We start from the raw sequence: 26469 nt of genomic DNA, 5'->3' as shown, positions 1-26469 counted from the left end.
CTGTGGGAGCGGGCTTGCTCGCGAAGGCGTCAGCACATCCAACATCACCGCAAGCAGACCCACCGCTATCGCGAGCAAGCCCGCTCCCACAAAAGATTGCAGATGCCCACAGCACCTGAATTCAACACCAAACCCTGTGGGAGCGGGCTTGCTCGCGAAGGCGTCAGCACATCCAACATCACCACAAGCAGACCCACCGCTATCGCGAGCAAGCTCGCTCCCACAATGGATTGCGAGTGCCCACAGCATCCGGATTCAACACCAAACCCTGCAACAGTTGCTCAAGCACTGGCGTGAGTCAGCCCCGTCAAGGTGTCCGCGATGGCCTTCGTGCGTTGTGCGGTGCCTTCGGTGGTGCGGCTCGAGTCTTCCAGGGCATCGAGCATCTCGCGCAGGGCGCTGACGGCGACGGACTGGTCTTCGATCTGTTGGGCGACGCCTTGGATCTCCGTCGAGAGCAGGTCAATGTCCACGCCGATTTCCGCGGCATTCTTGCGGGTGATTTCCGCGAGCTTGCGGACCTCATCAGCCACCACCGCAAACCCTCTGCCCATCTCACCTGCCCGCGCTGCTTCGATGGCCGCGTTAAGGGCCAACAGGTTGGTCTGCCCGGCGATTTGCTGGATGACCTGTACGATCGACTGAATACGCAAGCTCGAACTGGCGAGCGCACGGGCGCCGACCACTGCTTCACCCGCTTGGGTGGCAAGCTGTTCGACGGTCGTGCCGGCCTGCTCGGCGACGCTGTTTTGCCGGTCGATCGTGCCCGTCAGGTCATCCATCGACAAGTGCAGTTCGCCAGAGTAGTGCTTGATTTGCGTCGCCATCAGCGCTTGTTGCTGGCTGGCCTGGGCCAATACCTGGCCCAGATCCGTCAGGCCGTCGAACACCGGCAGGATGGTGTTGTCCAGGCCGCGAGTGTCCAAGGCGCTGCTGAAGTCATTCATCTTGAACGCCATGATCTGCTTGACCACGACATGGTTCAGGCCCGCCAGCTTCTTGATCTGGCGGCGCAGGAAAAACGCCTTGAACTCGCCGTAGTGAGCAATGAAGTTATCGACGTACTCATCGACAAAACTGGCGCCCTTGGTGACTCTGAAGAAGAAAATCGCCGTGAGTGTCTGGTTGAGGTTCAAACCGAGGATTTCACCAAACGTCGAGAAGCCGGCCAGAGGCACATCCCCGAAAATACCGGCCATGCTGCCCAGGTCGCTGCTGTTGTTGAGCCGGCGCAGGATGCAGTCGTTGAGAATAGCGGCCACCGGACGGCCGCCTTTGCCCTTGAGGAATTTCTCGTAGTCGAGGCGGGTCGCCTCGCGAAGGGGCGTACGCTTGACCATCACCAGCTCTTCGCCGGGCGCCACGTCGCAGAACAGCTGGATGATCTGCTGCTGATAATCGATGCGGGCAATGGAGCGCACGAACAGCTCATCGCCCACACGGATGGCGAATGAATAATCGGCCAGCTTCTTTTCCAGTGCCTGGGCACTGCACTCGAATGCATCGCACAGCGCCTGGACCATGCTCTTGATGTTCCCACGGCTGTCGATGACCTGGTCGATGGTGCGGTCCTCGACCGACGCGGTCAGCACGCTGAACGTCAGCCCGGCTGGTTGGAAGTTCTGACTCTTGAACACCCCGAAGCGCACATCCGCCGCGGTTTTCAGGAAGACAATCTGCGCATGGTTCTGATAGCTGCGCTGCCCATCACTGATCAAGGTCTTCTTGAAATCGGCCTTGCCACCGGCCGAACCGCCGACGAACAGGCAAGGGAAACGTCCCGACTCATAGAGCGCCTCCATGAAGAACGACTCGGAAGCCGAAAGCCCATCGAACACCACGTAGGCCAAGGTATCGCGGTGGTCAATGGGCGTGCTCACTTGCGCCTGCTTGATGTTAGTCACCAACCTGGCGATTCGCTCACGCATGGCCAAGCGCTTGCCGCCACCGCGAATGTCCTCGCACTCCAGCGGCACCATCACCACCTCGGCCGACACAATCACACTGGCATCAAACAGCTGTAGCACCACCCGATCCCAGGTCTCGCCGGTCTGGCAATACAGCGTGTTCGCATCGTTGCACAACTCACCTGACGTCGTGCACAGGCTGATGGCGCAGTGGGCAAAGCGCTTCTTGACCTTGGCGGCGACCTGGTCGATGTCCAGGTGGGGGGAGATGAATCCGGTGATCAGCATTGGGGTGATACGTACGTTGGTCAGCGCCTGGTCGAGTTCACCTGAAGTGCAGGCCACGCTGACCGTCCCTTGAGTGTGGGCGCGGGCTTTGTTGAAGAGGTTCGGTAGGTTCATGGCTGGACTCGGTTGAGTGCGACGTGACGCGTACGAGGTATGCGTGCGGAGTCCATTCTCTGTAGCGGTCACGGCTGGGGGGGGCTTGTGTGGGCGTGAGCTTGTGCTATTTGCGGGGAGGGTCCATAGGGGCTTTTGGTTGGGGTTTACTACGTCTGTTGGCCAGCGACTTTCGTATGGGTGCCAGGGGAGGGCGATGAAAAAACAGTCTCTGACCTCTAGACGAAAAAATGGCAGCCGCTATGCTTCGGTGGTGGCCTCTTGCTACTTTTTATGGCCGTCATAACCAGTCCTTGGCGTGAGAGGAGGACTGGTTCGTCATCGCCCTTTTTGCAGAGACAACTCGTGAACAAACAAAAAGCTGTGCCGGGATTTGCTCGGAGTAGTTTAGATATAAAAACTGTGATGCTTTGTGTGTTGAAATGAGTGTCTCGAATATTAAAGGGGTTATTATAGTTAACGAAGCTGTATCTGGTGTCCAGTTGGCTGAGTTACAAAGAAAATTTCATATGAAACTGCCAGAGTCCTATGTGCAAATGCTTCGCTCGGCTAACGGCTTTTCATTGCAAAGTGGCGTGGTCGTCTATACTTCTGATGAACTTGTTGAGAGGAACGAGACTCTTGAAGTGAGCACTTATGCTCCAGGTTGTCTTGCGATAGGCGACGATAGTGGTGGTCGTTCCATATTAATTTCTTTCACAAGTGAATGTGTTTATTTGGTGGGGCAAGGTAGCATGGATTCAGATGATTTTGAGATGATTAGTAATTCGTTGACTTGTTGGCTTAGCAAGGGGTGTGTGCTCTAGTGCGCTGCGCTCGAAATAGCCTGTCCATTAGAGTGTGATTTAGCTCGTTTGCTTCTAATTTTGTGGTGCGCAGCGCTACATGTGAGGACGTAATGTACGAGTATGTAGAGTATGTGTTAGCTAATTATTTTAATGTGGCGATTGGTCATTCCGAAGGAGAGGCTGTTTCAATTTTGCGTGTGCACCTAGCCTCAAATCCAACCCTTTTTAATGGGGTTAGAGCACATATAGAAAATGCACTTGGGGACGAAAGTTTTTCGTGGAAAGAAGCTCTTTCTAGAAATGATGTTGTTACATTTGAAATAGAGGATGGGGCGCGCGAGTATGCGCGAGAGCTACTTGGGAGGCAAGTACTTAAGTTGTGATTGTTTATAAGATATCGGTTAAGAGGATCTGTAATAAAGGAGGGCTGTCGATGCTCAAAAAAATTGGGGAGGTTGAGATAAAAATTCATAATTCATAGTCGAAAGGGGGGCGGAGATGGGCCTCGACTTTAACTCACCTGTGATTGGCTCGTCTCATAATCGTGATCTGTTTCCGCATTACATTTGGTCGAGGGTGGAATAAATGATGACTAGTGATGAGTTATGTAAGTGCGCAAAGGCTGTTTCAACAAGAGGGTTTTGTCGATTTTGTTGAGATGTTAAGCCGGGATTATGTAAGTAATCGTGATGAGTGGCAGAACGATACTCTGGATCAGTTTCTTTTAGGGCTCTCAGGTTTCGCAAATGACATGGGTGGATATTACAAAAATATGGGGGAAGCTGTTGATGTTGACAAAATAACTTGGCGGATTGCTGCTGAAATGTTAATTGCCGCTACTGTCTACGAGTGATAGCGGATCCTCGGGGGGGCTATATTCCTTATGTTTCTGCTGTTGGGAGAGCTTGCTTGAGCATCCAGCGCCGACTTAAATCTGCTCTATTTCAATACCATGAGTCTTGTGATGGAGTGGAGTTGTTTGAAGTGCTCAGCACCCATCCAGAAATATTTTCGGGGAAGTATGGTGAGTACCCTGACGTACATCGATTGATAGATCTTAGGGTAGGGGCGCGAGGTTTTCGAGTTTGCCGTCAAATATCACAGGGTGAGTTAATAACTCTGGTTCCTATTGAAGAGGTATTTAATACGTCAGGAGTTCCCCTTTGGTTGACGGGAGAGAAATTGGTGCTGTGGGCTATAGATGAAAAGGAAAGTCCGTCAGACGAACCAACTGATTGGAGTAGGTATTGTTAGCTATGAAATATCATTTGACAGAGGGGGAGTTCAATGATCCAGCTGAATCCGAGATCCTCAATGACCTCTCGACTCACTCGGGTATGGCACTTCCAAAAAGTTATATCGACTTTCTCAAACAGCATAATGGTGGCGAGGGTTTCATAGGCGAGTATTACATTGTTTTTTGGAGTGCAGAGGAATTGGCCGACTTCAATCGGGAGTATGAAGTAGAAGTCTATGCTCCGGGCATCTTCTTGTTCGCTTCGAGCGGAGGCGGAGAGGGGTATGGCTTCGATACCAATGACGCAGCGATGCCGATAGTGCGCATCCCGTTTATAGGCATGGATCGGCGGTATGCCGAAACGCTAGCCTACGATCTCCCCGATCTATTTGCTCGGTTGGCAAACGAGGATGAATAAGCCAGGGCGCCCCAAGGGAATGGAGTTGTTCGAGATCGTACCGGTCATTTTAGGTGGCGATCCAATAAGCCCAGAAAACAAAACATGGTTGACGAGGCAACAGCATTTTGAAGCTGTGCGCTATTGGAATCAAGTTGTCAGCGGTAGGCGAAAGGAGCAGAGGTAACAATAGCGGATACTGTAGGAAATGTGAACTGCTCCAATGTTTTTTAAAGTTGACAATATGGAAGATCGGAGATTGACGCATGTATGATATTTTTCGCAGTTCTTTCTCCGAGGATTATCGTGTAGTCGATAAAGGCCTGACTGCTCTGGATATTAAAGGCGACGCTTATGGGGTGTCTGAACTGATGTCGGAGTTTGGAGGGTGTTCATTTGATAGAGCATTATATCGAGTGATGGCGCCTAGCTCGATTAGTGAGTGGAACCAAGTCATTGAATATGCGTTCCCCAATTTCGATGGGCGTGTGCAATGCTTTGGTTACGATTGGCTAGGTCGCATATTTGCGCTGGATTCAGGCCGGTTGGAAGGGGGGCATTCTGGAGTTGTTATGTTTGAGCCAGGAACCGGAGAGGCGCTAGAGATTCCCTGCAATATCGTGACTTTTCATAACGAAGAATTGATGGAGTTCCGAGAAGAGGCCTTAGCTGTTAGCTTCCATATTCAATGGCTAGCTCAAGGTGCTGCTCCTAGCTATGAAGACTGTATCGGCTATAGGGTGCCATTGTTTCTCGGTGGTAAAGATGTTGTCGAAAACCTAGAGGTTTCAGACCTTGATGTCTACTGGACATTAATAGGCCAAATAATTAGGAAAACGAAGGAGCTTCCTCTAGGTTCATTACTGGCGAATATTGTGCCCACTGATGAGGGGGAAGGAGGTTAGAGCCACATTTTTACTCTGGCGAAAATCTCTCTTTTCACTTGACGCATACTAGGGGATCTATGGTGAGTCTGATGAGGCTAACAATGCAGTCGAGAGTTTTTATGGTGTCTTCAATAGATGTTGAAGTGGCTAATAAGATAATGTCTTAAACATATTTCCAATCTATCGCGAGTGAGAGTGGTGTCGAAAATTTTATCTATATTTTTACACGTTATTAAAGTGACGGTTCTGCCACTGGCGTTGTCTAGTTGTTGTCTGATAGAGATGGAACAGGTTTTTTTTGACGAGCTTCGTATTGAAAATAAGTTAGCAATACCAATAACATATTGCAACGAATTCGATGCTACGACCTGTTCTGAGGTAGTCCAGAGCGGCGGAAGCTACAGCGTAATTTTCGTTTCGCACGTTGATAATGACGATGATGAAGAGATTTTAGAGGCATTTGATCGTCAAAACATCAGGGTCTGTGGAAAGGTCCTTGATATCAAACTTATTCGCTCAGTGTCGCCAATAGTTAAGCGTGACAAGGACCATTTTGAGATCATCATTAATAGGGCGGCAAGCGATCAATTTTGCCAATAGTATAGCCTTTGGGTTTTATCGCATCGATCAGCGCGCTAAATAATGTGAGAGCAGGTTATGAGACAGATGACGGATGAAGAAAAGACTGAGTTAAAAAAGAGAAAGGACAGGTTTGACGTGTTTCGCAAGGAATGTATGCCCGTTCTACATGATTTTGCTAATATATTAGGTTGTGAAAGTCCGCATGAAATACTGATTGTGCCTGAAAAATTTCTACCTTATATAAGTAAATATATGGCAGCGCAAGATGTGAGTGATAGCAATCGCATTTGGTTGATGACAAGGATAGGCTATTTTATTGGGGAGTGGCTTGTTGGTAAATTTGACGGGTGCTGGGTAGTTGATGAAAGCGTTGAGTCAAAAACCTTTTCGAGGTATGTGATTGGAGAGTTTGGGGGGGCTGGGGCAGGAAAAGTCATAGATCCATTTTCTTTGGCTCAAGCATATGTCGATACTCGGCCGCCTAGAAATTTGATCGAGCAGTTGGATTTGGTAGTAAATTCTTTTGAGGACTCCTGAGGTGGTATGAGGCGCGGAGACGGATAGCGGCACGCGGTCACTGTTTTCCAGTATGGGACGATTTTTTTTGCTGAGCTAGAAGTGAGAGTGGATTTCCGCTTTAATTTATCAAAGGAAAGTTAATATGGAAGTGATAGTGACGTTGTTAGATCACTTTATTGATGGGAGAGATACAAGTATTGAAGCTGCAAATCGTTTAGAAGTGTTGATTGATAACGCTTATCCAGACGATAATTTTTTACAAGCGACGGTGGAAGTTTTGGCGTGCTATCGCCCTGAAGGTGGAGATTTTATTTTTGATGTGAATCAAGTGCGAAATCGTCTTGTTGAAACTCGAATTTATTTGATGAAAGTCGCTTCCCTATGAAGACTGGTCCGAGCACATAAAAGAGCAGTGGGCAGATCACTTTGATTCTCTGCCAACGCAGCTTGAGTTTGCGAGAAACGGGGACAGACCACGTTTTCTGATGAAATTGAAGCAATGATCGTACGGGGAGCTCAGTAAGGCCGACCGGGGCGCCCGGAAAGCGATGCTGTCTTGGTTTGGATACGTAGTCTGTCTCCGTTTTTTTTTAAGTAGAGGCGTAAAGGTGGCGATGATTTTATTATTCCTTTTCATGTTCGGCCGCTTGAGTCGTCAATCATGCCGTCTGATTTTTCTGGGGCATATGTAAGTTGCTATGCGTCTGGAATTGATTATGTTGATGCTACTCAGAAAGCGCTAAAGCGGCTTTCTGATGATGGTCTGTATCCAATTGAAATTTTGGAGCCGATCCATTAGGAAACGTGGTCTGTCCCTGAGGAATTTCAGCTGTCAATTGTTGTGAAACCAATCGTTCCTAGAGGTTGAATTCAATGCAATATGTAAACCTGCTTGGTGTGCACCCTGGTTGCGTGGAACTGCGACCATTTGCGAAAAAATTCTTTGACGCCCTAGGCGTTAATGATAGGGAAAAGCGCGAGAGCAGTAATTACATTGATGGTTATTATTTTAAGGGTTCCCTTGGTGGCATGACTTTCTCCGTCGCTATTTCAGACGAAGATGCGCATGAAAACGTACCGTACTGGATTCACATTTCAGCGGACTTGGTCACACCTGACGCTCTGGAAGATGCGGTTTCCCAGTTGATTCGAGATAAGGTACTTCCAATGGGATTTCAGTTGCTCCGTATTGTTAACTTCGGCAAGCGAGGTGAGCTGCGAATTGACTACTGACATGTCAAGCGTGATAAAGATAATATTGTTATTGGTAGCGTTGTGATGACGGATTTTGCCGATGGCGAGATTTTCAGATTGGATCACGGCGACCAACGCACTTGAGAAGTCAGAAGGCAACAGAAAGATAGGGCTCTAATAAATGAAGTTTACAATGAGCGTAGTCGAAAAATTTGAGTTGTCAGATGGAGTTACGATTCTCGCTTGTAAAGGCTGTAACTCAAATGTTGATGTTATCGGAAAACGATTTTATCCGGTTTCTGGTGATAAGGTTCGACAGCCTCTGACGATAGTTTGTGAGCGTAAGCTGCTAAATCAACAGTCGAATCTTGATCAAAAGGCTTTTGAAATAAGAGATGTTGTGGATCTGACGCAAGAAGAGGCAAGAAGTGGAGGTTGGCAGTTGGTCGTAGAATAAGATCAAGAGGGCTCAACGGAGGGGCAAAATTCTGGCTCACTTAAAGTAGTGCTATTAACGCTTTGTTACGTTCTTTAAAGGCTAAATAGAATGCTAGCGATTGTCGGGTAAAAGCATTGCGCACAAGTAGATTCTGAGTTTGGCGATAAAAATTATCTGTTTTGAGGGTTGGCTGGATGAGTTCTCCAATTATTTTTGGCTTGAGCGAAGATGATAATTCAATGAGGTTGATTTATCGTCTTGAGCATGACTTGGAAAGAGATCACGAAAGAGTATCGTTGACTCAAGCTTTAACATTGGATAAAACTCGCCCGCTTATAGGGCTTAAAGGAACCTATGGGCTTTTTGGATCAGTAGATTGGTGGGGTAGCATCCGCCAAGGACAAATGCCACTGTTATTCGTTTCTGGCGTCATTTTGCGGGCTTATGTTGCGGGGCAAGATAAGCATCAAGCGAATAATATGCTTGATTTAGAGCTAGAAGACGGCTCGGTGCGAGCTGTTGGTATTTATGTCAATGACAGGGAAGACGTTCGGTTGTTTCGGCCTGGTTACAAAGCTAGTGTTGTGTATGCGTTAGATGAATTGAAACAACAGCCGGCTGCTGATGGTGTGAATTATTCGAAGGTTGCATTGGAGATGGCGGTTTCGTTGCAGTCTGTTATATAGCAAAAGCCAGTTTGTGTTGGCAGTTTTGGGGCGGTGCGGGCAGACCAAGTCTTCTAGGCGTTTTGGAGATGGTGATTAAGCGTATGAAGAAGCAGCTTGAAATAAGGAATGAGGTGACAGCGTTTTATATTCGTAGTGAGTTTGAAAGAGGAGATGCTCTATTAGCTGATTCAGTGGGTGTGCTATCTAATTATATTAAACTCGAGTGTATTGGGAATAGGCATTTTTATAAGCGGGAGCTAGCTGATGCGATTCGTTGCTATGAGGAAGGAATTAGTTTGAATTCCGAACACCAAGTGGCGAGATATCAGTACTTGGTCGGCGTGCAGCTTGAGAAAAAAATGGAGTTGGTGGAGGCCTTTAAGCGCTATCAGGCAGCTATAGAGGCTGATTCTTCATTTGTGGATGCCTACGTAGAGTTAGGGGGGTTGCTTGTTAGGGTTGGTGATTTAAAGGGAGCTTTGCATTGCTATCGTGACGCTGTTCGTATTGATAGTTCTGATCCCGGTAATCTATTTAATCTAAAAGCAGTTTTAGAGAGGTTGGTAGAGGAAGATCCTGGTGACTATGAGGACGAGCTTAAGCGCATCAACAAAACTTATGAGGGTTGTCCAAGAGGCGCTCAGTTGCAGGATAAAAGTTGGTGATAAGCGGAATTTTTTGGAGAGCCGGGGACAGACCACGCTTTCTGATGAAATTGAAGCAATGATCGGGCGGGGAGCTCAGTGAGGCCGACCGGGGCACCCGGAAAGCGATGCTGTCTTGGTTTGGAAACGTAGTCTGTCTCCGTTTTTTCCTTAAGTAGAGGCGTAAAGGTGGCGATAGTTTTTATTATTCCTTTTCATGTTCGGCCGCTTGAGTCGTCAATCATGCCGTCCGATTTTTCTGGGGCATATGTAAGTTGCTATGCGTCTGGAATTGATTATGTTGATGCTGCTCAGAAAGCGCTAAAGCGACTCTCTGATGATGGTCTGTATCCAATTGAAATTTTGGAGCCAATCCATGAGATGAACTCTGGAAACTGGTTCGAGCACATAAAGGAGCAGTGGGTAGATCACTTTGAGTCTATGCCAACGCAGCTTGAGTTTGAAGAGGCGATGCAGAACAACAAAGTGGTATATGGGCCTTTTGGTTCATATTCCTAGCAGTGGAGCTTCTGGAGGTAGTAGTTTTTTTGCTTCATCCATCTGCTGATTCATTACAAGTGAATTGATCTTGTGGGCCAGTGGTGTTACGTCAGTAATCCGCTGAATCCATTCTTCGGTATATAAACGGACGGCCTCTTGGCTGAGGCCTATCTGGATGGCGCGATACGGCAGTGGTTGCAGTAGTAGATTGCGCTCTGGGTCCCACTGAACACGTACCGGGGAGCGGCTTTTGAGTTGTTTCCATTCCTCGTGGCTCATGTTAGGTTCAGAATGGCTAGAGCAGCTATGTGCCAGTGCCCACTCGAAACCTTCGCGGGTTATGTCGATGGCAAGGATGCGTTTTTGGCCTTCGTCCTTGAATCCCCAACCGGCGCGATACATCATCCACAGAAATGATGGCTTAATCCACGTCATGCGCTCCATTTTAAAGGGAGGCGAAACAAACGTTCCGCGTGTTAACGCGCTGTCGGCAATAGCATCGGAATAGGCTTGATAAACACGAATGGTTTTATCGTCATAAACAGCGCGGATTTGTTGGAGAGCAGTTTGATTCATTGCTTTTTCTCGCTGTAACCCATCGGTTTGAAAGGTCTTTTTATGAGGGTGCCGCGAATGAAGGGAGCGATCGTGCATGATGGGGCCAAGAATACACCCTATGGGAAAAGCCTGAAGTCCCCTCGGCTGGGAATGGGGCCTCTCTACGGTAAACCAAGGAACCACCACCATTCGTCCCCGCCAGGCAGGAAAAATGGAGGTAGGCCGCATTTTCTGATGAAATTGAAGCAAAGATTGGACGGCGAGCTCAACGAGGCCGTCCGGGGCGCCTGGGAAAGCGATTGCTGTCTTAATTTAGAAAACGTGGTCTATCTCCGTTTCCCCCCGGATGCCTAACCAGAGTCCCAAAAATAGGATGGAAAAAATGTCTCCGTTCAAGATACTGATTGGGTTGGGTTTGATGTGTTGGTCGACTCTTGTTTTTGGGTTTAGAAGGGGGTGGGTAAAGAGAGAGGATATTTTTGATTACGCTCTCAATCAGCTTGTGAGTAGCAGTCATGCTAGTAATGAGAATGTCGCTATCATTGCCGGGGCGGAGGATTTAAGTGATGATGAGCTTATTGGTCTGATTTTAACGCTAGAGAGCACAAATAATGCTTCCGACTTAGATAAGTGGCGACTGGGATTCTTATTGTGGATCGAAGCATCCGATGGCTCTGACAAAGAGAAGATAAATCTCCTTCAGAAAGCTTATGCGGATTTTGACTACCCAGAGGATATGTCTTCGTGCAGCGTATATTCCCAAGATGAGATTTCTCCGCTTTTAGCAATGAGTGACGTTGCGGCTGCATTGAAAGAACGGTTTTTGCTTGGGAGAAGCGGGGCAGACCACGTTCTCTGATGAAATTGAGCAATGATCGGACGGGGAGTTCAGCGAGGTCGACCGGGAGGGGCGGGACAGCGATTGCCTCGTCATCGTCCTTGAGGAGACGAGGAGGAAAACGGGGGGGGGGGCAGATTTGAGCTTACTTGTAATCGGCCTGTCTCATAATCGTAATCTGTCCAGGTTTTCTCGTTGTTAAGCAATAGAAGGTCGAATTTTTAGCGAATGGCTGAGGTTGTTGTGTAATGAATAATGAAAAGATATTACCTGAGCCTCGAGAAATCGAAGAGGCGACGCGCAATCCAAATGGTTGGGTGTATAGAATATATGGTCGCTATGGGGTAAACGATGCAGTCCCACCTGAAGCTGTTGTGGGTGCTTGGAAAGTTAATGAGGAAGGACTCATTGTGGGTGAATTTATTTCGAATCCGAAGTTCATCCATAGATGACAGAGCAGTAAGGTAGGGTGATGAGTATCTCTATAGTGAAACCCAAAATAGCTCTATTGTTCTGTGGTATTTTTTATAGAAAACGTGGTCTTTCCCCGTTTTTGTGGTCGATATTGGCGATCAGGCTGTATGGCAGTTGCGCAGAGATAGGGGGCTTTAACTATGGAATCCGAACTGCTCAATGAAGTTTGTCAGATTGTTGAAGACTGCAAAGTGCTAAACTTTTCAGAGTCAAAACTGGCACTCGCAATAATTCGCGCCGCAGAAAAATACTCCGATAAGGAAGTCGTAAGCGTCTTTTCCAGTCTGTCAAACGGTGTGATGGCGGAGATTGGGCAGCATATCTCCAGGTACGAAACTACCGGGGAGTATTACGTCATTTCAAATGCGGGTATAAGCGACTTGTCTGGACTGATGGGGCGCATTTCGAAACTGGTTTAAGCTTCAATCAGCGCATGTAGTAAAAATGTTAAGGCCTGTAAAGGATGTTGTGAATGCTACCCAGGTGCTGGCGGAAACGCCCATCAATGGCTATTGTTGCCGGCGTTGTTTCCCCCAACCCATTAAGGTGCCTAAAAACCACCAATTGTGTAGGAAACGTGGTCTGTCCCTGAGGAATTTCAGCTGTCAATTGTTGTGAAACCAATCGTTCCTAGAGGTTGAATTCAATGCAATATGTAAACCTGCTTGGTGTGCACCCTGGTTGCGTGGAACTGCGAACTTTTGCGAAAAAATTCTTTGACGCCCTAGGCGTTAATGATAGGGAAGAGCGCGAGAGCAGTAATTACATTGATGGTTGTTATTTCAAGGGTTCCCTTGGTGGCATGACTTTCTCCGTCGCTATTTCAGACGAAGATGCGCATGAAAACGTACCGTACTGGATTCACATTTCAGCGGACTTGGTCACACCTGACGCTCTGGAAGATGCGGTTTCCCAGTTGATTCGAGATAAGGTACTTCCAATGGGATTTCAGTTGGTCCGTATTGTTAACTTCGGCAAGCGAGGTGAGCTGCGAATTGATTACTGACATGTCAAGCGTGATAAAGATAATATTGTTATTGGTAGCGTTGTGATGACGGATTTTGCCGATGGCGAGATTTTCAGATTGGATCACGGCGACCAACGCACTTGAGAAGTCAGAAGGCAACAGAAAGATAGGGCTCTAATAAATGAAGTTTACAATGAGCGTAGTCGAAAAATTTGAGTTGTCAGATGGAATTACGATCCTCGCTTGTAAAGGCTGTAACTCAAATGTTGATGTTGTCGGAAAACGATTTTATCCGGTTTCTGGTGATAAGGTTCGACAGCCTCTGACGATAGTTTGTGAGCGTAAGATGCTAAATCAACAGTCGAATCTTGATCAAAAGGCTTTTGAAATAAGAGATGTTGTGGATCTGACGCAAGAAGAGGCAAGAAGTGGAGGTTGGCAGTTGGTCGTAGAATAAGATCAAGAGGGCTTAACGGGGGGCAAAATTCTGGCTCACTTGAAGTAGTGCTATTAACGCTTTGTTACGTTCTTTAAAGGCTAAATAGAATGCTAGCGATTGTCGGGTAAAAGCATTGCGCACAAATAGATTCTGAGTTTGGCGATAAAAATTATCTGTTTTGAGGGTTGGCTGGATGAGTTCTCCAATTATTTTTGGCTTGAGCGAAGATGATAATTCAATGAGGCTGATTTATCGTCTTGAGCATGACTTGGAAAGAGATCACGAAAGAGTATCGTTGACTCAAGCTTTAACATTGGATAAAACTCGCCCGCTTATAGGGCTTAAAGGAACCTATGGGCTTTTTGGATCAGTAGATTGGTGGGATAGCATCCGCCAAGGACAAATGCCACTGTTATTCGTTTCTGGCGTCATTTTGCGGGCTTATGTTGCGGGGCAAGATAAGCATCAAGCAAATAATATGCTTGATTTAAAGCTAGAAGACGGCTCGGTGCGAGCTGTTGGTATTTATGTCAATGACAGGGAAGACGTTCGGTTGTTTCGGTCTGGTTACAAAGCTAGTGTTGTGTATGCGTTAGATGAATTGAAACAGCAGCCGGCTTCTGATGGTAGTGTGAATTATTCGAAGGTTGCATTGGAGATGGCGGTTTCGTTGCAGTCTGTTATATAGCGAAAACCAGTTGGCAGCTTTGGGGCAGTGCGCGCAGATCAAGTCTTCTGATGTATTTTGATTGACTGAAACAGTAGGGGAATAGAAAAGGGTGCTGTCTCTTCTGGAGTTGACTAAGTTTTTGGTTCGACTTGTACGAAAGGACTCTCCATATGCCACGCAGAGCATGCGTCTCGATACCTGGCGTATCCTTGCGTTCAATTCTATGGGGTAACGAGGCATATTTGTTCCGAACGGTGATAGCTTGAATGGGTGGAAGCCATGGTGATGAAGAGGTTGATGAGCTTGGATGAAATGGAGCCAATCGCTAAGGAGGCTACGCGTCTGGCGTTAAGTGAGTATCCGGAACCGTCGAAAGAGGATCAGTCCAATTGGACGCTGGGGAAATTCGAAACTGAGGGCGAGGGCGTGTTTGAAATATACATACCTTCCGAACGGCCGTTGGATGCAAAAGTGATTAGTCGAATCCGAGTCGATCGCAAGACTGGGGCGGTCAACGTCGAGGTCTTCCTGGAGAGTTAGGCTCTGTACGAAAAGGAATGTCGCAAACACCGCATAGCACAAGCTAACGAGACCACCGCAGCATAACTTTTCGCGAGCTTGTCGAGGCGTGTGACGATGCAGCGGCTTTCTTTCAGCCAGCCGAACATGCGTTCGATGATGTTTCGCGGCCGGTATTTTGGCCGATACAAAAAGCTGGGCAGGCCGGGCTTGGTTTTGCATTTCATGGGTCGCAGAGGAATTATTGGATGCATCCGGTAACGGTCACAGTAGCGGCGCAGAGCTTCAGCATCGTAGGTTCAGGGGATCCCTTAGGAACAGAACACGTTTTTCGGTAATCGTGGTTTATTCCCGGTTTCCTTTACAAAAATTTGTCTGGCGGCACAAAATCTGAACGATCTATTGCGAGTAAGAACGATGTCAAAAATCTTATTTATATCTCTAAACGTCCTTAAAACGTTGGGTCTGCCGCTGGTGCTATCTGGTTGTTTTGTGGCACAGAATCTGGAAGAGCAAGTTTTTTTATACGAGCTGCGCATTGTAAATAAACTCGCAGTGCCAATAGCTTACTGTGAAGACTTCGAGGCTACGTCTTGTCCTAACGTTGTCCAGAGCGGAGGGAGCGAGCGAGAAATTTTCAGTTCATACGTCGAAAATCGCACTGATGAAGAGAAGCTAAGGTCATTCAATCGCCAAAAGATCAAGATCTGTGGGAAGCTCGTTGAACTCAAGCTAATCAGCTCAGTTTCACCGGTAGTCAAGCATGACAAAGATCATTTCGAGATCATCATCGACACTTCGGTAAGCGATACGTTTTGCCAGTCGGAGGTATCAGGATAACGGGGGACAAATCCTGAGGGATCCCCATAAATCTACTCCAATACCTGTGCCTCTTGATGCACCCCTGCTCGCAACGCGTGCTCAAGCCTCTCAAAGGTGCTTCGAGAATTTGAGTCGCGTCCGCAAAACGTGTCTGCCGTTGAGGGACTGCGAGCATTGGCTCCACGCGTAGGAAACTTCTGAAAATCCCACCAAAAGCACTATTCTGGTCCTAAGCCTCTCGCCGGAGGTTTTCTGTCGCGTTACGCTCTGGGTGTCGCTGCACATTCAGCGATCGGGCTTGGTAACCCGGTGGAATAAGGCGTAACAGTGTACAGACAGGATTGCAGGCTTTCAGGCCTGCGATTTTGTTTTATGGCAGCTGTGCGTGGGACGTCTTCTGACGTGCCGGTTTCCTTGATTCCCCGGTTTACCAACCTGCGCACAGCTGCCACCCATTCGCTTGGTAACGGATGCGGCAGCTCTTCGGATCAAGGGAGTTGAACAATGCATATCGATAGATCAAGCAAACGGCCTCATCTGCTCCACAGCTCTGTATCGCGGTCCCGCTGCATCTCAGTCAGTGGAGATCGCAAATGACCGAACAAGCAGAAGCAAAAACCATCGGCTACACCCCATTCCATTATTGCTCCGATCGTCCGCTGTTCCGCGTTAACGGCGGTGTCCCGTTAGATGAAGCGTTGCAACAAGCGTCAGATCTCTTACATCTCGCCTACCGGCTTGCAGAGGACGCAACCTTCGAAAGGAAGACGGACCGTCATGCCTGGGCCGCTCATTATCTAATGGAGATGAGCAAAGCAGTGATTGACGATGTAGTGAAAGTCATGACGGTTAGACCCGGGGAATCAAAACACTCCAATAGCTAACGACGCACCGAGACTGCAAGTATTCGATTCGTCGGAACGAGGACAGGCCGGGGCAGACCAGGAATATGGGGGGCGATTATTGGTGAACTCAAATCGTGTTTTGCCCCCCGGTTTTCCTCGATATCCAAGCCCGCTGCTGAAGTAATGAAGATAGGACTGAAAAATATGGCCTTTTACATTGAAATGGACAAGACTGCTGATACCGAGGAGTACGTTGAATATTCTTTTGGGCGGGGTACGGATGTTGGGGTTCTTAGGCTAAACAAAGTACGGGGAACGCTAGCGGTACTTGCTGCATGCCCACTAGACCAAGACGGAGGATGGTCGCAGAGAGCAAGCATGAAGTTGGCGAGGCTATGGAAGGAAGGTGTATATCCTGAAAAAACTCAATGGGCCTCGTAAGTCAGGGGGGAGCGGGGGCAACCTCTGAGGGATGCCGATTTATTTACTGAAAATCAAGAAGTTGGAATTGCTGAAAAGGCCTGCATGAGTGGGTAGCAGTGTATCGCTGCCAAATAGATTTTTTTGCAGAGAGGGAGTTGGCGAGCCTGTTCGCGATGACGTCAGCACATTCAGCATCACTGCAAGCTGATCCAACGCTTTCGCGAGCAAACCCGCTCCCACAGGGGGGCTGTGCCAGTCGAGGAACCGAGGTTCACCACCCATCCAATGTGGGAGCGAGCTTGCTCGCGATGAGGTCGGCACATTCAGCATTGATGCCAACTGATCCACCGCCATCGCGAGCAAGCTCGCTCCCACAGGGGGCTGTGCTGGTCAAAAAAAGCCGGGGTTTACCACCGACCCGACATGCGACCTGGCCTCAGCCCAGATCCCCAGCCTCATGCCGCTCCGGCACCTGGCTCGCCTCATCCCCCCACGTACGGTTGACCCGCTGTCCGCGCAGGACGGCCGGGCGCTTGGCAATCTCTTCTGCCCAGCGCTGCACATGGGTGTATTCGTGGGCACTCAGGAATTCGGCGGCGCCGTACACGTTGTTGCGCACCAGTTGGCCATACCAGGGCCAGACCGCGATGTCGGCGATGGTGTAGTCATCGCCTGCCAGGTATTGGCTTTCGCCGAGGCGGCGATCCAGGACGTCGAGTTGACGCTTGGCCTCCATGGTGAAGCGATTGATCGGGTATTCGAGTTTCTCCGGTGCATAGGCGTAGAAATGCCCGAAGCCGCCACCCAGGTATGGGGCAGAGCCCATCTGCCAGAACAGCCAGTTCAGTGTTTCGGTGCGGCCCGCCGGGTCGGTGGGCAGGAAGGCGCCGAATTTTTCCGCCAGGTACAGCAGGATCGAACCGGACTCGAAGACACGGATGGCAGGTTCCACGCTGCGGTCCAGCAGGGCCGGGATCTTGGAGTTGGGGTTGACCTCGACAAAACCGCTGGAGAACTGGTCACCTTCGCTGATGCGGATCAGCCAGGCGTCGTATTCCGCGCCCGTATGACCCAGCGCCAGCAGTTCCTCCAGCAGGATGGTCACCTTCACGCCATTGGGCGTGGCCAGGGAATAGAGCTGCAACGGGTGCTTGCCAATCGGCAAGGTTTTTTCGTGAGTTGGCCCGGCGATAGGGCGGTTGATGCTGGCGAACTGGCCGCCAGACGGGGCGTCGTTTTTCCAGACCTTGGGCGGAACGTAGGACGCTTGGCTCATCGGGACATACCTCATCGTTTGCTTGTGGTGTGATCCCCCAGAGTCTACCGCTGTTCGTTCATGATCCGCGCCACTTCACCGGAAGCCTTGAGCTGCTCGAAAGCGCGCTGGGCCTTGGCGACGACTTCGTCAGGTGTGCTCAGGCTGAACGCCAGGTGGACCTTGTGGGGTTGCTCGTCGAGGGTATAGACCTCTTCCAGCGAAGTGAAATCCACTTGGGCATCCTTGCTCATCAGGCGCGCGGTGTTCTCCGGCAGCGGCAGCAGTTGGATCTGGTGATTCAGCAGCTTTTGAAAGTTGTCGTGGTTGTTGGCCGAGATGACCAGCCGGGTAAACCCACGCTGTTGCAGGTAAATCTGCTTGGCGTCATTTCGCACCACGCCGATGCTGTACTGCTTGGCATCCTCGAGATTGTTGACGGCGATACCTTCACTGTCTCGCATCTTGTAGAGCCGGCTCGCCACCCGGTGTATCTCACCGACCCATTTGAACAATTGCTCGCGGGCCGGGGTGCGGTCCAGGGGGAAAATCAACACGTTAGGCTCGTGCAGCGCCTTTTCGTAGGCCCGGGCCCACGGGTATAGCGACAGGCTGTAGTCGGTGAGCTGCGCGTTCTTCAGCGTTTCTTCGGCGATGCGAATACCCGGCCCGACGACCTTGTTGTCACGCTGGTAGGCATAGAGGGAATCTTCGGTCACGACTTCGATCGTCTCGGCGTGGCTTTGCAGGCTGATCGAGGTGAGAAGCAGGCACGAGCAGAGTATCAGGCGATAGTACATATACAGACCTCATGGCACGCGATGGTTTACAGGGCGACGCAATCGCGCCCCTTGTGTTTGGCCCGGTACAGCGCCTGGTCGGCGCGTTGCAGCAGTTGATCGAAATGGTCCATGGTCTCCGGGTCCAGCTCGGCGACGCCGATGCTCACGGTGACAAACGACGAGACCTTGGAACCGCTGTGGGGCAGTTCACGTTCCGCCAGGCTTGTACGGAAACGTTGGGCGGCCTCGCAGGCCTGGGCGGCATCGACGTTGGGCAGGACCACGACGAACTCTTCGCCGCCTACGCGCGCGGTCAGTTCGCCAGAGCGGCCGAACACGCTGCGCAGGGTCTCGGCGATCTCTTTCAAGCACAAGTCGCCCTGCATGTGGCCGTAGGTGTCGTTGTAGATCTTGAAGAAATCGACATCGCACATGAGCACGGCCAGCGGGGTTTTGTGGCGGATCGCCCGGCGAAACTCGATGTCCTTCAACTCGTCGAAATAGCGACGGTTGGCCAGCCCCGTCAAATCGTCGTGGCGTGACAGTGCTTCGAGGGCCTGGTTGGCCGCCTTCAATTCCGCGGTGCGGGCCTCGACCAGTTCGGCCATTTGGTCGCGGCTGGCGGCAAGGGCCAGTTCGTCCGAATGCTGGCGTTCCAAATGGGCGCGCAGGTTGTCCTGGAGTGTATTGACCTGGAATTCGAGCAGGCTCAGCTCGTCCTGGCGCTGCACCGCCCGTTGCAGCTTGAGGTGACGCTTGAGGGTTTGCGGCGCCAGTTCGCCCAGGTGCCGGGCGATGTGTACCACATGCACGGTCACCAGGCGGTTGAACACGGTCATGACCAACCCTGCCAGCAGCAAGGACTGGATGAGCTGGGTGATGACGATGCTGCGTGCTTCGCCCCAGAGGCGCTCCCACAGCAGGTTATTGTCGCCTTCGATGGTCAGCTCGCCGACTTTTTCATGGGCCCCGGCGTAGGGTTGTGCGATGAGCTGGCGATGCAGCACCGGCACCACGCCCGATTGACCGGCGGGGTATCGATTGAGTTCGATGACTTCAGGCGCTTGCCCGGGGCGCAGGATGTTCAATACCAGGCGTCCCACGGGCGCTGCCATGGCGACGCTGGCGATTTGCTGGTCGAGGGATTCACGGTCCAGTTCCCAAATGGCATGGGCCAGGGTGTTCTGGAACACCTGGTCGATCAGGGCCAGCTCCGAATTCATTTCCGCCAGATTGTTTTCCCAGGCCAACCAGGTACGCCAGGTGACCATCGCCAGGGTAAAGAGCAGGCAGAACAATAGCGTTGCCAGTACCAGGCGGCGTCCCAGGGAGCTGAACGCCCTGGTCTGTGGTTGTAAGGAGGACGCCCTGCGGAAATTGGCATCCATGTCATAACCATTTGCGCAGGATGGCATCGTAGACGCCATTGCGCCGGATGGTCTCCAGGCCCACACGGAACTTCGCCACCATATCGGCTGGCGTATTGCGGCTGAATGCCATGCTCAAGCCGTCTGCGCTGCTCAGCTCGGGCAGTGCCAGCGAGCGGATCAGCAACTTGTCCGGGTCTTCGCCGTTCTGGCGCGTCAGGTACAGCGCGTTGAGCTCATTGGAAATCCACAGCTCCACGTGATCGACCTTGAGCTTGCGGTAGTTGTGTTCGTACTTGGTGCTCGACTGCAATTCCTCGCCGATGCGAAAGCCCTTCGAGACCAGGTATTGCTCACCCACGTCCTGATTGACCGTGGCGATCTGGTGACCATGGGCATCGGCCAGCGAGTCGAGTTTCACCGGCCGGTCCGCCAGCGAGTAGAGGTACCACTGCGTCGGGCCGATGCTGCCGACCCACTGGAAAAGCGGTTCACGTGCAGGGGTGCGGACGATCGAGTAGATGAGCACGTTGCTTTCATTGAGCGCCAGTTCGTAGGCACGGGCCCATGGCATGGAATGGATAGGCGCGTCCATGCCGACCTCCTTGAGCACGGCCTGGACCACCTCGGTGCTCATGCCGGTCATTCGGCCGTTCTGCGTCATGTTGTAGGGCGGCAGTTCCTCGGTCACGATGCGCAGCGGCGCCTCTGCCGCGCCAGCGCTTGCAGCGAGGAACATCAGGACGCCCCACACCAGCAGGCGATTCAGCGGCAAACCCATTGATCATTACCCTATGCAACTGCAGAACCCGGAGGTCTGGAAGCTATTATTGATAGGGTTATCGGCTGGGCTGACGCCTGCTTGAATCCGGCCTGTCGAAACTGCCAGCCCAGCCGCAGGATCAACCGTTCAACAACGTCATCGTGTGCGCCTGGTATCGGTCGCCTGCCACGGCACCTTCGCCTGCGAAAATTCCATCCAGCTGGGCCAATTCGTCAGCGCTCAACATCACCGAAGCCGCTGCCACGTTGCTTTCCAGGTACTTGCGCTGCTTGGTGCCCGGGATCGGGATGACATGGTCACCCTGGGCCAATACCCAGGCCAAGGCCAATTGCGCAGCGCTGATGCCCTTGTCCAAGGCCAATGCCTTGACCCGCTCTACCAGCGCCAGGTTGCGATTGAAGTTGTCGGCCTGGAAGCGCGGGTTGAAGCGGCGATAGTCATCGGCGGCGAAGTCCTCCGGTGATTTCAGCTCACCGGTCAAAAAGCCCCGGCCCAAGGGGCTGTAGGCGACGAATGCAATGCCAAGGCGCCGGCAAGTATCGAGCACGTCATTGTGTTCTGGCTCACGGGACCACAGCGAATATTCGCTTTGTACCGCTGCCAGGGGATGCACGGCGTGGGCCCGCTGGATGGTCTCGGCGCTGGCTTCCGAGATCCCGATGTGGCGGACCTTGCCGGCCTTGACCAGCTCGGCCATGGCGCCGATGCTTTCTTCGACGGGCACTTCAGGATCGATGCGGTGCTGGTAGTAGAGGTCGAGGTAATCGGTATCGAGACGCTTGAGGCTGCCCTCGACAGATTGCCGGACGTAGTCGGGGCGACCATTGACGCCGCGGGCATGGGGATCGCTGCTGCGCACCAGGCCGAACTTGCTCGCCAGGTAAAGGCTGTCACGCTTGCCGCGCAGGGCCCGTCCGAGCAGTTGTTCGTTGGTATGCGGCCCGTACATGTCGGCGGTGTCGAACAGCGTCACGCCCAATTCCACGGCGCGGTGCAGCGTGGCAATCGCTTCGAGCTCGTCCACGCCCGTGGTGTAGAAATCCGACATGCCCATGCAGCCCAGGCCGATGGAGGAAACGTGAGGGCCGCGATGGCCGAGTTGGCGAGTCTTCATGCTGATAGCTCCTGGAAATGAACGACCTGTGCAGTCTCTATCAAGGGGTTTCCTGGATAAATCCATGATTATTGGTTTAACTATTCGTGATATCTAAATAATGAGGCGCGAGATTGGACCGATTACAGGCCATGCAGGTGTTCCGGCGCATCGTTGAACTGGGCGGTTTTGGCAAGGCGGCCGATGACCTTGGGCTTCCGCGGGCCACCGTCAGCCTGCTGATCCAGCAGTTGGAAGCCCATCTGGGCGTGCAACTGTTGCAGCGCACCACCCGGCAGGTGCGCGCAACGCTTGATGGGCAAGCGTATTACCAGCGCAGCGGCCAGTTGCTGGACGACCTCGATGACCTCGAAAGTTCGTTGTCGGCGCAACGCAGCCAGCCGCGCGGCACCTTGAAAGTGGACATGCCCATTGCCTTTGGTTGCACCTGGATCGTGCCACGCCTGCCGGATTTCTATCGTCGCTACCCGGCGTTGCAACTGGACATCGGTTTTCATGATCGCCAGGTCCATCTGCAGCGCGAGGGCGTGGATTGTGCAATTCGCGCCGGCAACGTCGTCGACCAGGCGCTGGTGGCGCGTCCCATCGTGCGTCTGCATCAATTGACGTGCGCCAGCCCTGACTATCTGGCCCGCGCCGGCACGCCCGGGCGGTTGGAGGATTTGGCGGCGCACCGGGCCATCGGGTTTGCGTCCGGCAATGGGCGGTTCTTTCCGTTCGAATTCGAGGTGGCGGGGCGGGTGCGCGAAATGCAATTGCCCAGTGACTTGAACGTCAACAATGCCGACGCCTACGTGACGGCCTGTGAAGCGGGATTCGGCTTGATCCAGGTGCCGCGTTATCACGTGCAACAGCAGTTGGCCGAAGGCCGGCTGGTTCAAGTGCTCGACGACTACAGCGTGCCGTCGTGGCCGATCTCAGCGGTATACCCGCCCCATCGACAGTTGTCGCCCAGGGTGAGGGTCTTTATCGACTGGGTGATCGAGCTGTTGCAGGGAGAGGCGGATGCCCAGGGGGCGCTGATGGATAGGGTGTAGAGCAGCGCCGAATCGCTGTGGGAGCGAGCTTGCTCGCGATAGGGCCCTGTCAGTCAATAGGACCTCAAGCCTTGACCCAGCGTTGGCGACTCCAGCTGCTCAACGTATCGACCGCGAAAACCAGCAACAACATCGCCAGGATCACCGTGCTGCCCTGGGCTTCCTGGAACAGGCTGAGGCTGACGTAGAGCATTTGCCCCAAGCCCCCGGCGCCGACGAAGCCGAGCACGCTGGCCATGCGGATATTGTTTTCCCAGCGGTACAAGACATAGGCCAGTAGCTGGGGCAGGAGGTTGGGCAGCGTGCCGTAGCAGAAAGCCAATACCGCATTGCCACCTTGCAGGCGGATGGCGTCGGCCGGTTCGGACGGGGTATTTTCCAGGGCTTCGGCGAACAGCCGGCCGAGCACGCCGGTGGTGTGCAGGGCCAAGGCCAGGGTGCCGGCATTGGGGCCGAGCCCGGCGGCGAGGACCATCAGCGCCGCCCACACCAATTCTGGAACCGCGCGCAAGGCATTGAGCACCAGCCGCGAAGCGCTCTGCAGGGGCCAGCCGAAGCGCCCGGCCGCAGGCAAGGCCAATAGCAGGCCGAAGACTGCCGCGAGCAAGGTGCCAATGGCCGACATGGCGAGGGTTTCCAGGGCGCCGTGGCCGATCGCCTTCAGGTGGCCCAGGCTCAGGTCCGGGCTGAGAAAATGCTGCGCATAAGCGCCCATCTGGTGCAGATTGCCGCTGTCGCCGAGCTCGCCCAGGTCGATGCCCAGGTAGATGAACGAGGCGACGACTGCCGCACCGATGCCCAGGACAATGACCGCGTTGATCAGGCGATTCATGCCAGCCTCCAGCGCAGCAGGCGGCTGAGTTGATCGGCGAGCAGTACCAGCACCAGGAACGTCAGCAGCAGGCTGGCCACTTCACCGCCGGCGAACATTCGCAGCGACAGGTCCATTTGCTGGCCCAGGCCCCCGGCACCGACGAAGCCCATCACTACCGAGGCGCGGATGGCGCACTCCCAGCGATACACCGTGTACGACAACAGTTCCGCCGCGACATTGGGCAGGATCCCGTAGCAGAAAGCGGCGAACCGGCTGCTGCCGGATTGCAAGAGCGCATGGGCCGGACGCTGGTCGACCGACTCGTAGATTTCCGCGTAGACCTTGCCCAGCATGCCGCTGTAGGTAATGGCGATCGCCAGTACACCGGCCGTGGGGCCGAGGCCGACGGCACGCACGAAGAGCAAGGCCCAGACGATTTCCGGGACGCTGCGCAGGAAGATCAGCAGGCCGCGCACCGGCCAGCGCAGCAGTTGCCCCCAATAACCCGGGTGCCCGGCACGGGAGGCCGCCGACAGCGATAGGGCGCGGCTGGCCAGCAGGCTCGCGGGCACCGCCAACAGCAACGCCAGGGCCATGCCGGCAGTGGCGATCGCCAGCGTCTGCAAGGTGGCCTGCCACAGCAGCTCGACAAATTCGTCGCCATGGGCTGGAGGCCAGAAGGCTGCTACAAACCGGCCCATTTCACTCTGGCTGTCCCTCGCCACCAGCACGCGAAGGTCCAGTTCGCTGAACTGGATGCCCGGCCACAGCAGGACGAGGGCCAGCAGAGTGAGCAGCAGGCGCGGGCGGGTGGCGGGGTCTCGGGTATCGCGTGTCAGCATCGGGGAATCTGCACGCTCAAGGAAGCGGGGGGCGTTGGCGAAGACTGTAGCTGTTCGTTGGCGTAGAGCGTGTCGAGCAACTGGCGGTCTACGGCTTCGGTTGGCAGGTCGAACAGGATCTGTCCATCACGCAGGCCAATGACCCGGGAAAAGTGTGCCAAGGCCAGTTCCACCGCATGCAGGCTGGCGACCAGGGTGACGTTGTGCTCCCGGGCATGGCGGCAAAGCACCGAAAGCGTGTGCTGGGCCAGTACCGGATCCATGGCCGAAACCGGTTCATCGGCCAGCAGCACCTCAGGCGCCTGGTACAACACCCGGGCAATGCCTACGCGTTGCAGCTGTCCGCCCGACAGCTGCTGGCATTGCGCGAACAATTTGTCGCCCAGGTCCAGTCGGGCCAACGCCGCCCTGGCGCCTGGAATATCCAGCGGATGCAGCAGGTTCAACAGGCTTTTGCCGATGCCCCACTGACCGAGCTTTCCGGCCAGGACCGCCGTGACCACGCGTTGACGCGGCGGCAGCGGCGGCGATTGGTGGATCAGGCCGATGCGCGCGCGCAGGCGTTGACGCTGGCGGGCAGACAACTGCCAGGCGCGTTCGCCGAGCAGTTGCAGCTCGCCGTTACCCGGGCGCAGGGCAGTGGCCAGCAGGTTGAGCAGGCTCGACTTGCCCGCGCCGGACGGGCCGATGATGGCGACCTGTTCACCGACGCCGATGTGCAGGTCGATGCCGCGCAGCGCCTGGACGCCATTGGCATGGGTAACGCTGACCTGGGTCAGTTGCAGGGTCATTTGAGCAGTTCGGCGGCGCGTGCGGCTTCCTCGATGCCCTTGTAGTTCTCAGGCTTGGTTTCGATGAAGCGGCTGGCGGCCTGCAGATCGAGGATTTCCTTGTCCTTCGGGTTGGCTGGATCGAGTGCCAGGAAAGCTGCCTTTATCTTGGCCGCCAACGCTGGGTCGAGGGTACCGCGCACCGTCCAGTTGTAGTCGAAATAGGCTGGGGTGGTGGCGAAAACCTTGACCTTGGTCGTGTCGACCTTGCCGGCAGCGACCAGTTTTTCCCAGACACTGGCGTTCAGCACGCCAGCGTCGACCTTGCCGGCCTGGACCCAGGCGACTGTGGCGTCATGGGCGCCCGAGTAGCCCACGCGACTGAAGTAGCTTTCCGGCTTGATGCCGTCCTTGAGCATGAAATAGCGCGGCATGAGGCTACCGGACGTCGACGACACCGAACCGAAGGCAAAGGTCTTGCCCTTGAGGTCGGCGAGGGATTTGACGGCCGGGTCGGCGGTGATGAATTTACTGGTGAACTGGGCGTCCTGTTCGCGTTGGACCAGGGGAATGGCGTTGCCGGTTTTCAGGCGTGCCTGCACGAAGGTGAAGCCGCCCAGCCAGGCCATGTCGATCCGGTCGGTGGCCAGCGCTTCGACTACGGCGGGGTAGTCGCTGACGGGTACGAACTCGACTTTCATGCCGGTTTGCTGCTCCAGATAAGCACCCAGCGGCTTGAACTTGCGTAGCAGCTCGGTCGGGGCCTCATCGGGAATCGCACTGACTTTCAAGGTGTCGGCGGCCTGGGTCAGCAGGCTGCAAAAAGACAGGGCAACGCCGACGGCCAATGCCAGGGAACGCTTGAGCATGGAGGATCTCCGGTACATGAAGGCAAGGAATGGTGAAGCATCACGCCCACGTGGAGGGCGGTACGCCGCTCTGTGAGGGTAGACGAAGGAGAGCGATATTAACCGTTTTCTGGCC

Annotated in this window: 33 protein-coding genes and 2 pseudogenes; 22 read left to right on the top strand and 13 right to left on the bottom strand. The window is 53.1% G+C overall.

From position 1 onward, the window contains the following. Positions 1-281: 281 nt before the first annotated feature. Positions 282-782 (bottom strand): methyl-accepting chemotaxis protein, encoded by a 501-nt coding sequence (locus tag F7R20_RS32170; RefSeq protein WP_223471818.1) that lies wholly within the window; start codon positions 780-782, stop codon positions 282-284. 372 nt (positions 783-1154) lie between these two features. Beyond that, positions 1155-2195: pseudogene (locus tag F7R20_RS32165) on the bottom strand (FIST signal transduction protein); the annotation flags it as partial. A gap of 536 nt (positions 2196-2731) precedes the next feature. Between F7R20_RS32165 and F7R20_RS01195 the strand changes: the two are divergent. From F7R20_RS01195 to F7R20_RS01135, 13 genes are all read left to right on the top strand, one after another. Further along, entirely contained in the window at positions 2732-3115 is a 384-nt protein-coding gene (locus F7R20_RS01195) for an SMI1/KNR4 family protein (protein WP_151180583.1), read from the top strand. A gap of 92 nt (positions 3116-3207) precedes the next feature. After that, a complete protein-coding gene (locus tag F7R20_RS01190; RefSeq protein WP_151180582.1) occupies positions 3208-3480 on the top strand; it encodes a hypothetical protein in 273 nt (90 codons plus the stop codon). Between the two features lie 215 nt (positions 3481-3695). Then, positions 3696-3950 (top strand): DUF7660 family protein, encoded by a 255-nt coding sequence (locus F7R20_RS01185; RefSeq protein WP_050516653.1) that lies wholly within the window; start codon positions 3696-3698, stop codon positions 3948-3950. A gap of 403 nt (positions 3951-4353) precedes the next feature. Beyond that, complete coding sequence (locus F7R20_RS01180) at positions 4354-4752, top strand: SMI1/KNR4 family protein (RefSeq protein ID WP_003200929.1); 399 nt, start codon at positions 4354-4356, stop codon at positions 4750-4752. 245 nt (positions 4753-4997) lie between these two features. Further along, positions 4998-5636 (top strand): T6SS immunity protein Tdi1 domain-containing protein, encoded by a 639-nt coding sequence (locus F7R20_RS01175; RefSeq protein ID WP_003200931.1) that lies wholly within the window; start codon positions 4998-5000, stop codon positions 5634-5636. Positions 5637-5816: 180 nt separating this feature from the next. Further along, the gene (locus F7R20_RS01170) at positions 5817-6218 is read left to right on the top strand and encodes a hypothetical protein (RefSeq protein WP_145902455.1); all 402 of its coding nucleotides are present in this window, start codon (positions 5817-5819) and stop codon (positions 6216-6218) included. A 66-nt stretch (positions 6219-6284) separates the two neighbouring features. After that, the gene (locus tag F7R20_RS01165; protein ID WP_050516652.1) at positions 6285-6737 is read left to right on the top strand and encodes a hypothetical protein; all 453 of its coding nucleotides are present in this window, start codon (positions 6285-6287) and stop codon (positions 6735-6737) included. A gap of 124 nt (positions 6738-6861) precedes the next feature. Continuing rightward, on the top strand, positions 6862-7104 hold the full coding sequence (locus tag F7R20_RS01160) for a hypothetical protein (protein ID WP_003200940.1): 243 nt from the start codon (positions 6862-6864) through the stop codon (positions 7102-7104). A gap of 488 nt (positions 7105-7592) precedes the next feature. Then, positions 7593-7952 carry a hypothetical protein gene (locus F7R20_RS01155; protein ID WP_033028096.1) on the top strand — a complete coding sequence of 120 codons (360 nt, stop codon included), beginning with the start codon at positions 7593-7595 and terminating at the stop codon, positions 7950-7952. 154 nt (positions 7953-8106) lie between these two features. Then, positions 8107-8370: a hypothetical protein gene (locus tag F7R20_RS01150; RefSeq protein ID WP_170291489.1), complete on the top strand. Its 264-nt coding sequence runs from the start codon at positions 8107-8109 to the stop codon at positions 8368-8370. Positions 8371-8546: 176 nt separating this feature from the next. Beyond that, positions 8547-9038, top strand: a complete 492-nt coding sequence (locus F7R20_RS01145) for a hypothetical protein (protein WP_050516651.1) — start codon at positions 8547-8549, stop codon at positions 9036-9038. Between the two features lie 83 nt (positions 9039-9121). Continuing rightward, positions 9122-9685, top strand: coding sequence for a tetratricopeptide repeat protein (locus F7R20_RS01140; RefSeq protein WP_151180581.1), 564 nt, complete (start codon positions 9122-9124; stop codon positions 9683-9685). A 222-nt stretch (positions 9686-9907) separates the two neighbouring features. After that, entirely contained in the window at positions 9908-10183 is a 276-nt protein-coding gene (locus tag F7R20_RS01135) for a hypothetical protein (RefSeq protein WP_050516650.1), read from the top strand. Here the strand turns inward: F7R20_RS01135 and F7R20_RS01130 are convergent. Beyond that, a complete protein-coding gene (locus F7R20_RS01130; protein WP_042956660.1) occupies positions 10172-10741 on the bottom strand; it encodes a DUF4291 domain-containing protein in 570 nt (189 codons plus the stop codon). The two genes, F7R20_RS01135 and F7R20_RS01130, sit on opposite strands and share 12 nt — an antisense overlap. Positions 10742-11105: 364 nt before the next feature. On the opposite strand from F7R20_RS01130, the gene F7R20_RS01125 reads away from it, so the two are divergent. The 7 genes from F7R20_RS01125 to F7R20_RS01095 all read left to right on the top strand — a co-directional run bounded on the left by F7R20_RS01125 (position 11106) and on the right by F7R20_RS01095 (position 14651). Then, a complete protein-coding gene (locus F7R20_RS01125; protein ID WP_033028098.1) occupies positions 11106-11582 on the top strand; it encodes a DUF2247 family protein in 477 nt (158 codons plus the stop codon). Positions 11583-11809: 227 nt separating this feature from the next. Next, positions 11810-12013 carry a hypothetical protein gene (locus tag F7R20_RS01120; protein WP_003200954.1) on the top strand — a complete coding sequence of 68 codons (204 nt, stop codon included), beginning with the start codon at positions 11810-11812 and terminating at the stop codon, positions 12011-12013. Between the two features lie 162 nt (positions 12014-12175). Then, positions 12176-12454 (top strand): hypothetical protein, encoded by a 279-nt coding sequence (locus F7R20_RS01115; RefSeq protein WP_003200957.1) that lies wholly within the window; start codon positions 12176-12178, stop codon positions 12452-12454. Between the two features lie 227 nt (positions 12455-12681). Further along, positions 12682-13041, top strand: a complete 360-nt coding sequence (locus F7R20_RS01110; protein WP_033028099.1) for a hypothetical protein — start codon at positions 12682-12684, stop codon at positions 13039-13041. Positions 13042-13195: 154 nt separating this feature from the next. Further along, on the top strand, positions 13196-13459 hold the full coding sequence (locus F7R20_RS01105; protein WP_170291488.1) for a hypothetical protein: 264 nt from the start codon (positions 13196-13198) through the stop codon (positions 13457-13459). Positions 13460-13634: 175 nt separating this feature from the next. After that, a complete protein-coding gene (locus F7R20_RS01100; RefSeq protein WP_050547511.1) occupies positions 13635-14129 on the top strand; it encodes a hypothetical protein in 495 nt (164 codons plus the stop codon). A 279-nt stretch (positions 14130-14408) separates the two neighbouring features. Next, positions 14409-14651, top strand: coding sequence for a hypothetical protein (locus tag F7R20_RS01095; RefSeq protein ID WP_033028197.1), 243 nt, complete (start codon positions 14409-14411; stop codon positions 14649-14651). Here the strand turns inward: F7R20_RS01095 and F7R20_RS01090 are convergent. Beyond that, a pseudogene (locus tag F7R20_RS01090) lies at positions 14648-14926 on the bottom strand (IS5/IS1182 family transposase); the annotation flags it as partial. The gene F7R20_RS01095 and the pseudogene F7R20_RS01090 sit on opposite strands and share 4 nt — an antisense overlap. A 1119-nt stretch (positions 14927-16045) precedes the next feature. Here F7R20_RS01090 and F7R20_RS01085 point away from each other — a divergent pair. Further along, entirely contained in the window at positions 16046-16336 is a 291-nt protein-coding gene (locus tag F7R20_RS01085; protein WP_003200969.1) for a DUF3077 domain-containing protein, read from the top strand. A gap of 820 nt (positions 16337-17156) precedes the next feature. Here the strand turns inward: F7R20_RS01085 and yghU are convergent. The 5 genes from yghU to F7R20_RS01050 all read right to left on the bottom strand — a co-directional run bounded on the left by yghU (position 17157) and on the right by F7R20_RS01050 (position 22022). After that, entirely contained in the window at positions 17157-17996 is an 840-nt protein-coding gene (yghU, locus tag F7R20_RS01070) for a glutathione-dependent disulfide-bond oxidoreductase (RefSeq protein ID WP_003200973.1), read from the bottom strand. 44 nt (positions 17997-18040) lie between these two features. Next, on the bottom strand, positions 18041-18775 hold the full coding sequence (locus F7R20_RS01065; protein ID WP_003200974.1) for a substrate-binding periplasmic protein: 735 nt from the start codon (positions 18773-18775) through the stop codon (positions 18041-18043). Between the two features lie 26 nt (positions 18776-18801). After that, entirely contained in the window at positions 18802-20145 is a 1344-nt protein-coding gene (locus F7R20_RS01060) for a diguanylate cyclase (RefSeq protein WP_003200976.1), read from the bottom strand. 1 nt (position 20146) lies between these two features. After that, complete coding sequence (locus tag F7R20_RS01055) at positions 20147-20905, bottom strand: substrate-binding periplasmic protein (protein ID WP_003200978.1); 759 nt, start codon at positions 20903-20905, stop codon at positions 20147-20149. A 121-nt stretch (positions 20906-21026) separates the two neighbouring features. Then, positions 21027-22022 (bottom strand): aldo/keto reductase, encoded by a 996-nt coding sequence (locus F7R20_RS01050; protein WP_003200981.1) that lies wholly within the window; start codon positions 22020-22022, stop codon positions 21027-21029. 113 nt (positions 22023-22135) lie between these two features. On the opposite strand from F7R20_RS01050, the gene F7R20_RS01045 reads away from it, so the two are divergent. Beyond that, entirely contained in the window at positions 22136-23059 is a 924-nt protein-coding gene (locus F7R20_RS01045) for a LysR family transcriptional regulator (RefSeq protein ID WP_003200985.1), read from the top strand. Positions 23060-23123: 64 nt separating this feature from the next. Here the strand turns inward: F7R20_RS01045 and phnE (F7R20_RS01040) are convergent, their stop codons facing one another. Genes phnE (F7R20_RS01040) through F7R20_RS01025 form a run of 4 tightly spaced genes read right to left on the bottom strand, consistent with a single transcriptional unit; the run spans position 23124 to position 26354 of the window. Continuing rightward, positions 23124-23891 carry a phosphonate ABC transporter, permease protein PhnE gene (phnE, locus tag F7R20_RS01040; protein ID WP_003200987.1) on the bottom strand — a complete coding sequence of 256 codons (768 nt, stop codon included), beginning with the start codon at positions 23889-23891 and terminating at the stop codon, positions 23124-23126. Continuing rightward, the gene (gene phnE / locus F7R20_RS01035; RefSeq protein WP_003200989.1) at positions 23888-24715 is read right to left on the bottom strand and encodes a phosphonate ABC transporter, permease protein PhnE; all 828 of its coding nucleotides are present in this window, start codon (positions 24713-24715) and stop codon (positions 23888-23890) included. The genes phnE (F7R20_RS01040) and phnE (F7R20_RS01035) overlap by 4 nt, the downstream gene beginning before the upstream one ends. Beyond that, positions 24709-25506 (bottom strand): phosphonate ABC transporter ATP-binding protein, encoded by a 798-nt coding sequence (locus tag F7R20_RS01030; RefSeq protein ID WP_003200992.1) that lies wholly within the window; start codon positions 25504-25506, stop codon positions 24709-24711. Before F7R20_RS01030 ends, phnE (F7R20_RS01035) begins: the two co-directional genes overlap by 7 nt. Then, positions 25503-26354, bottom strand: a complete 852-nt coding sequence (locus F7R20_RS01025) for a putative selenate ABC transporter substrate-binding protein (RefSeq protein WP_003200995.1) — start codon at positions 26352-26354, stop codon at positions 25503-25505. The genes F7R20_RS01030 and F7R20_RS01025 overlap by 4 nt, the downstream gene beginning before the upstream one ends. Positions 26355-26469: the final 115 nt, after the last annotated feature.

The organism is Pseudomonas brassicacearum subsp. brassicacearum (assembly GCF_008801605.1).
Taxonomy (GTDB): Bacteria; Pseudomonadota; Gammaproteobacteria; order Pseudomonadales; family Pseudomonadaceae; genus Aquipseudomonas; species Aquipseudomonas brassicacearum.
Note: the sequence above shows the minus strand (reverse complement) of the source record. Positions and strands in the feature narration are given on the sequence as shown.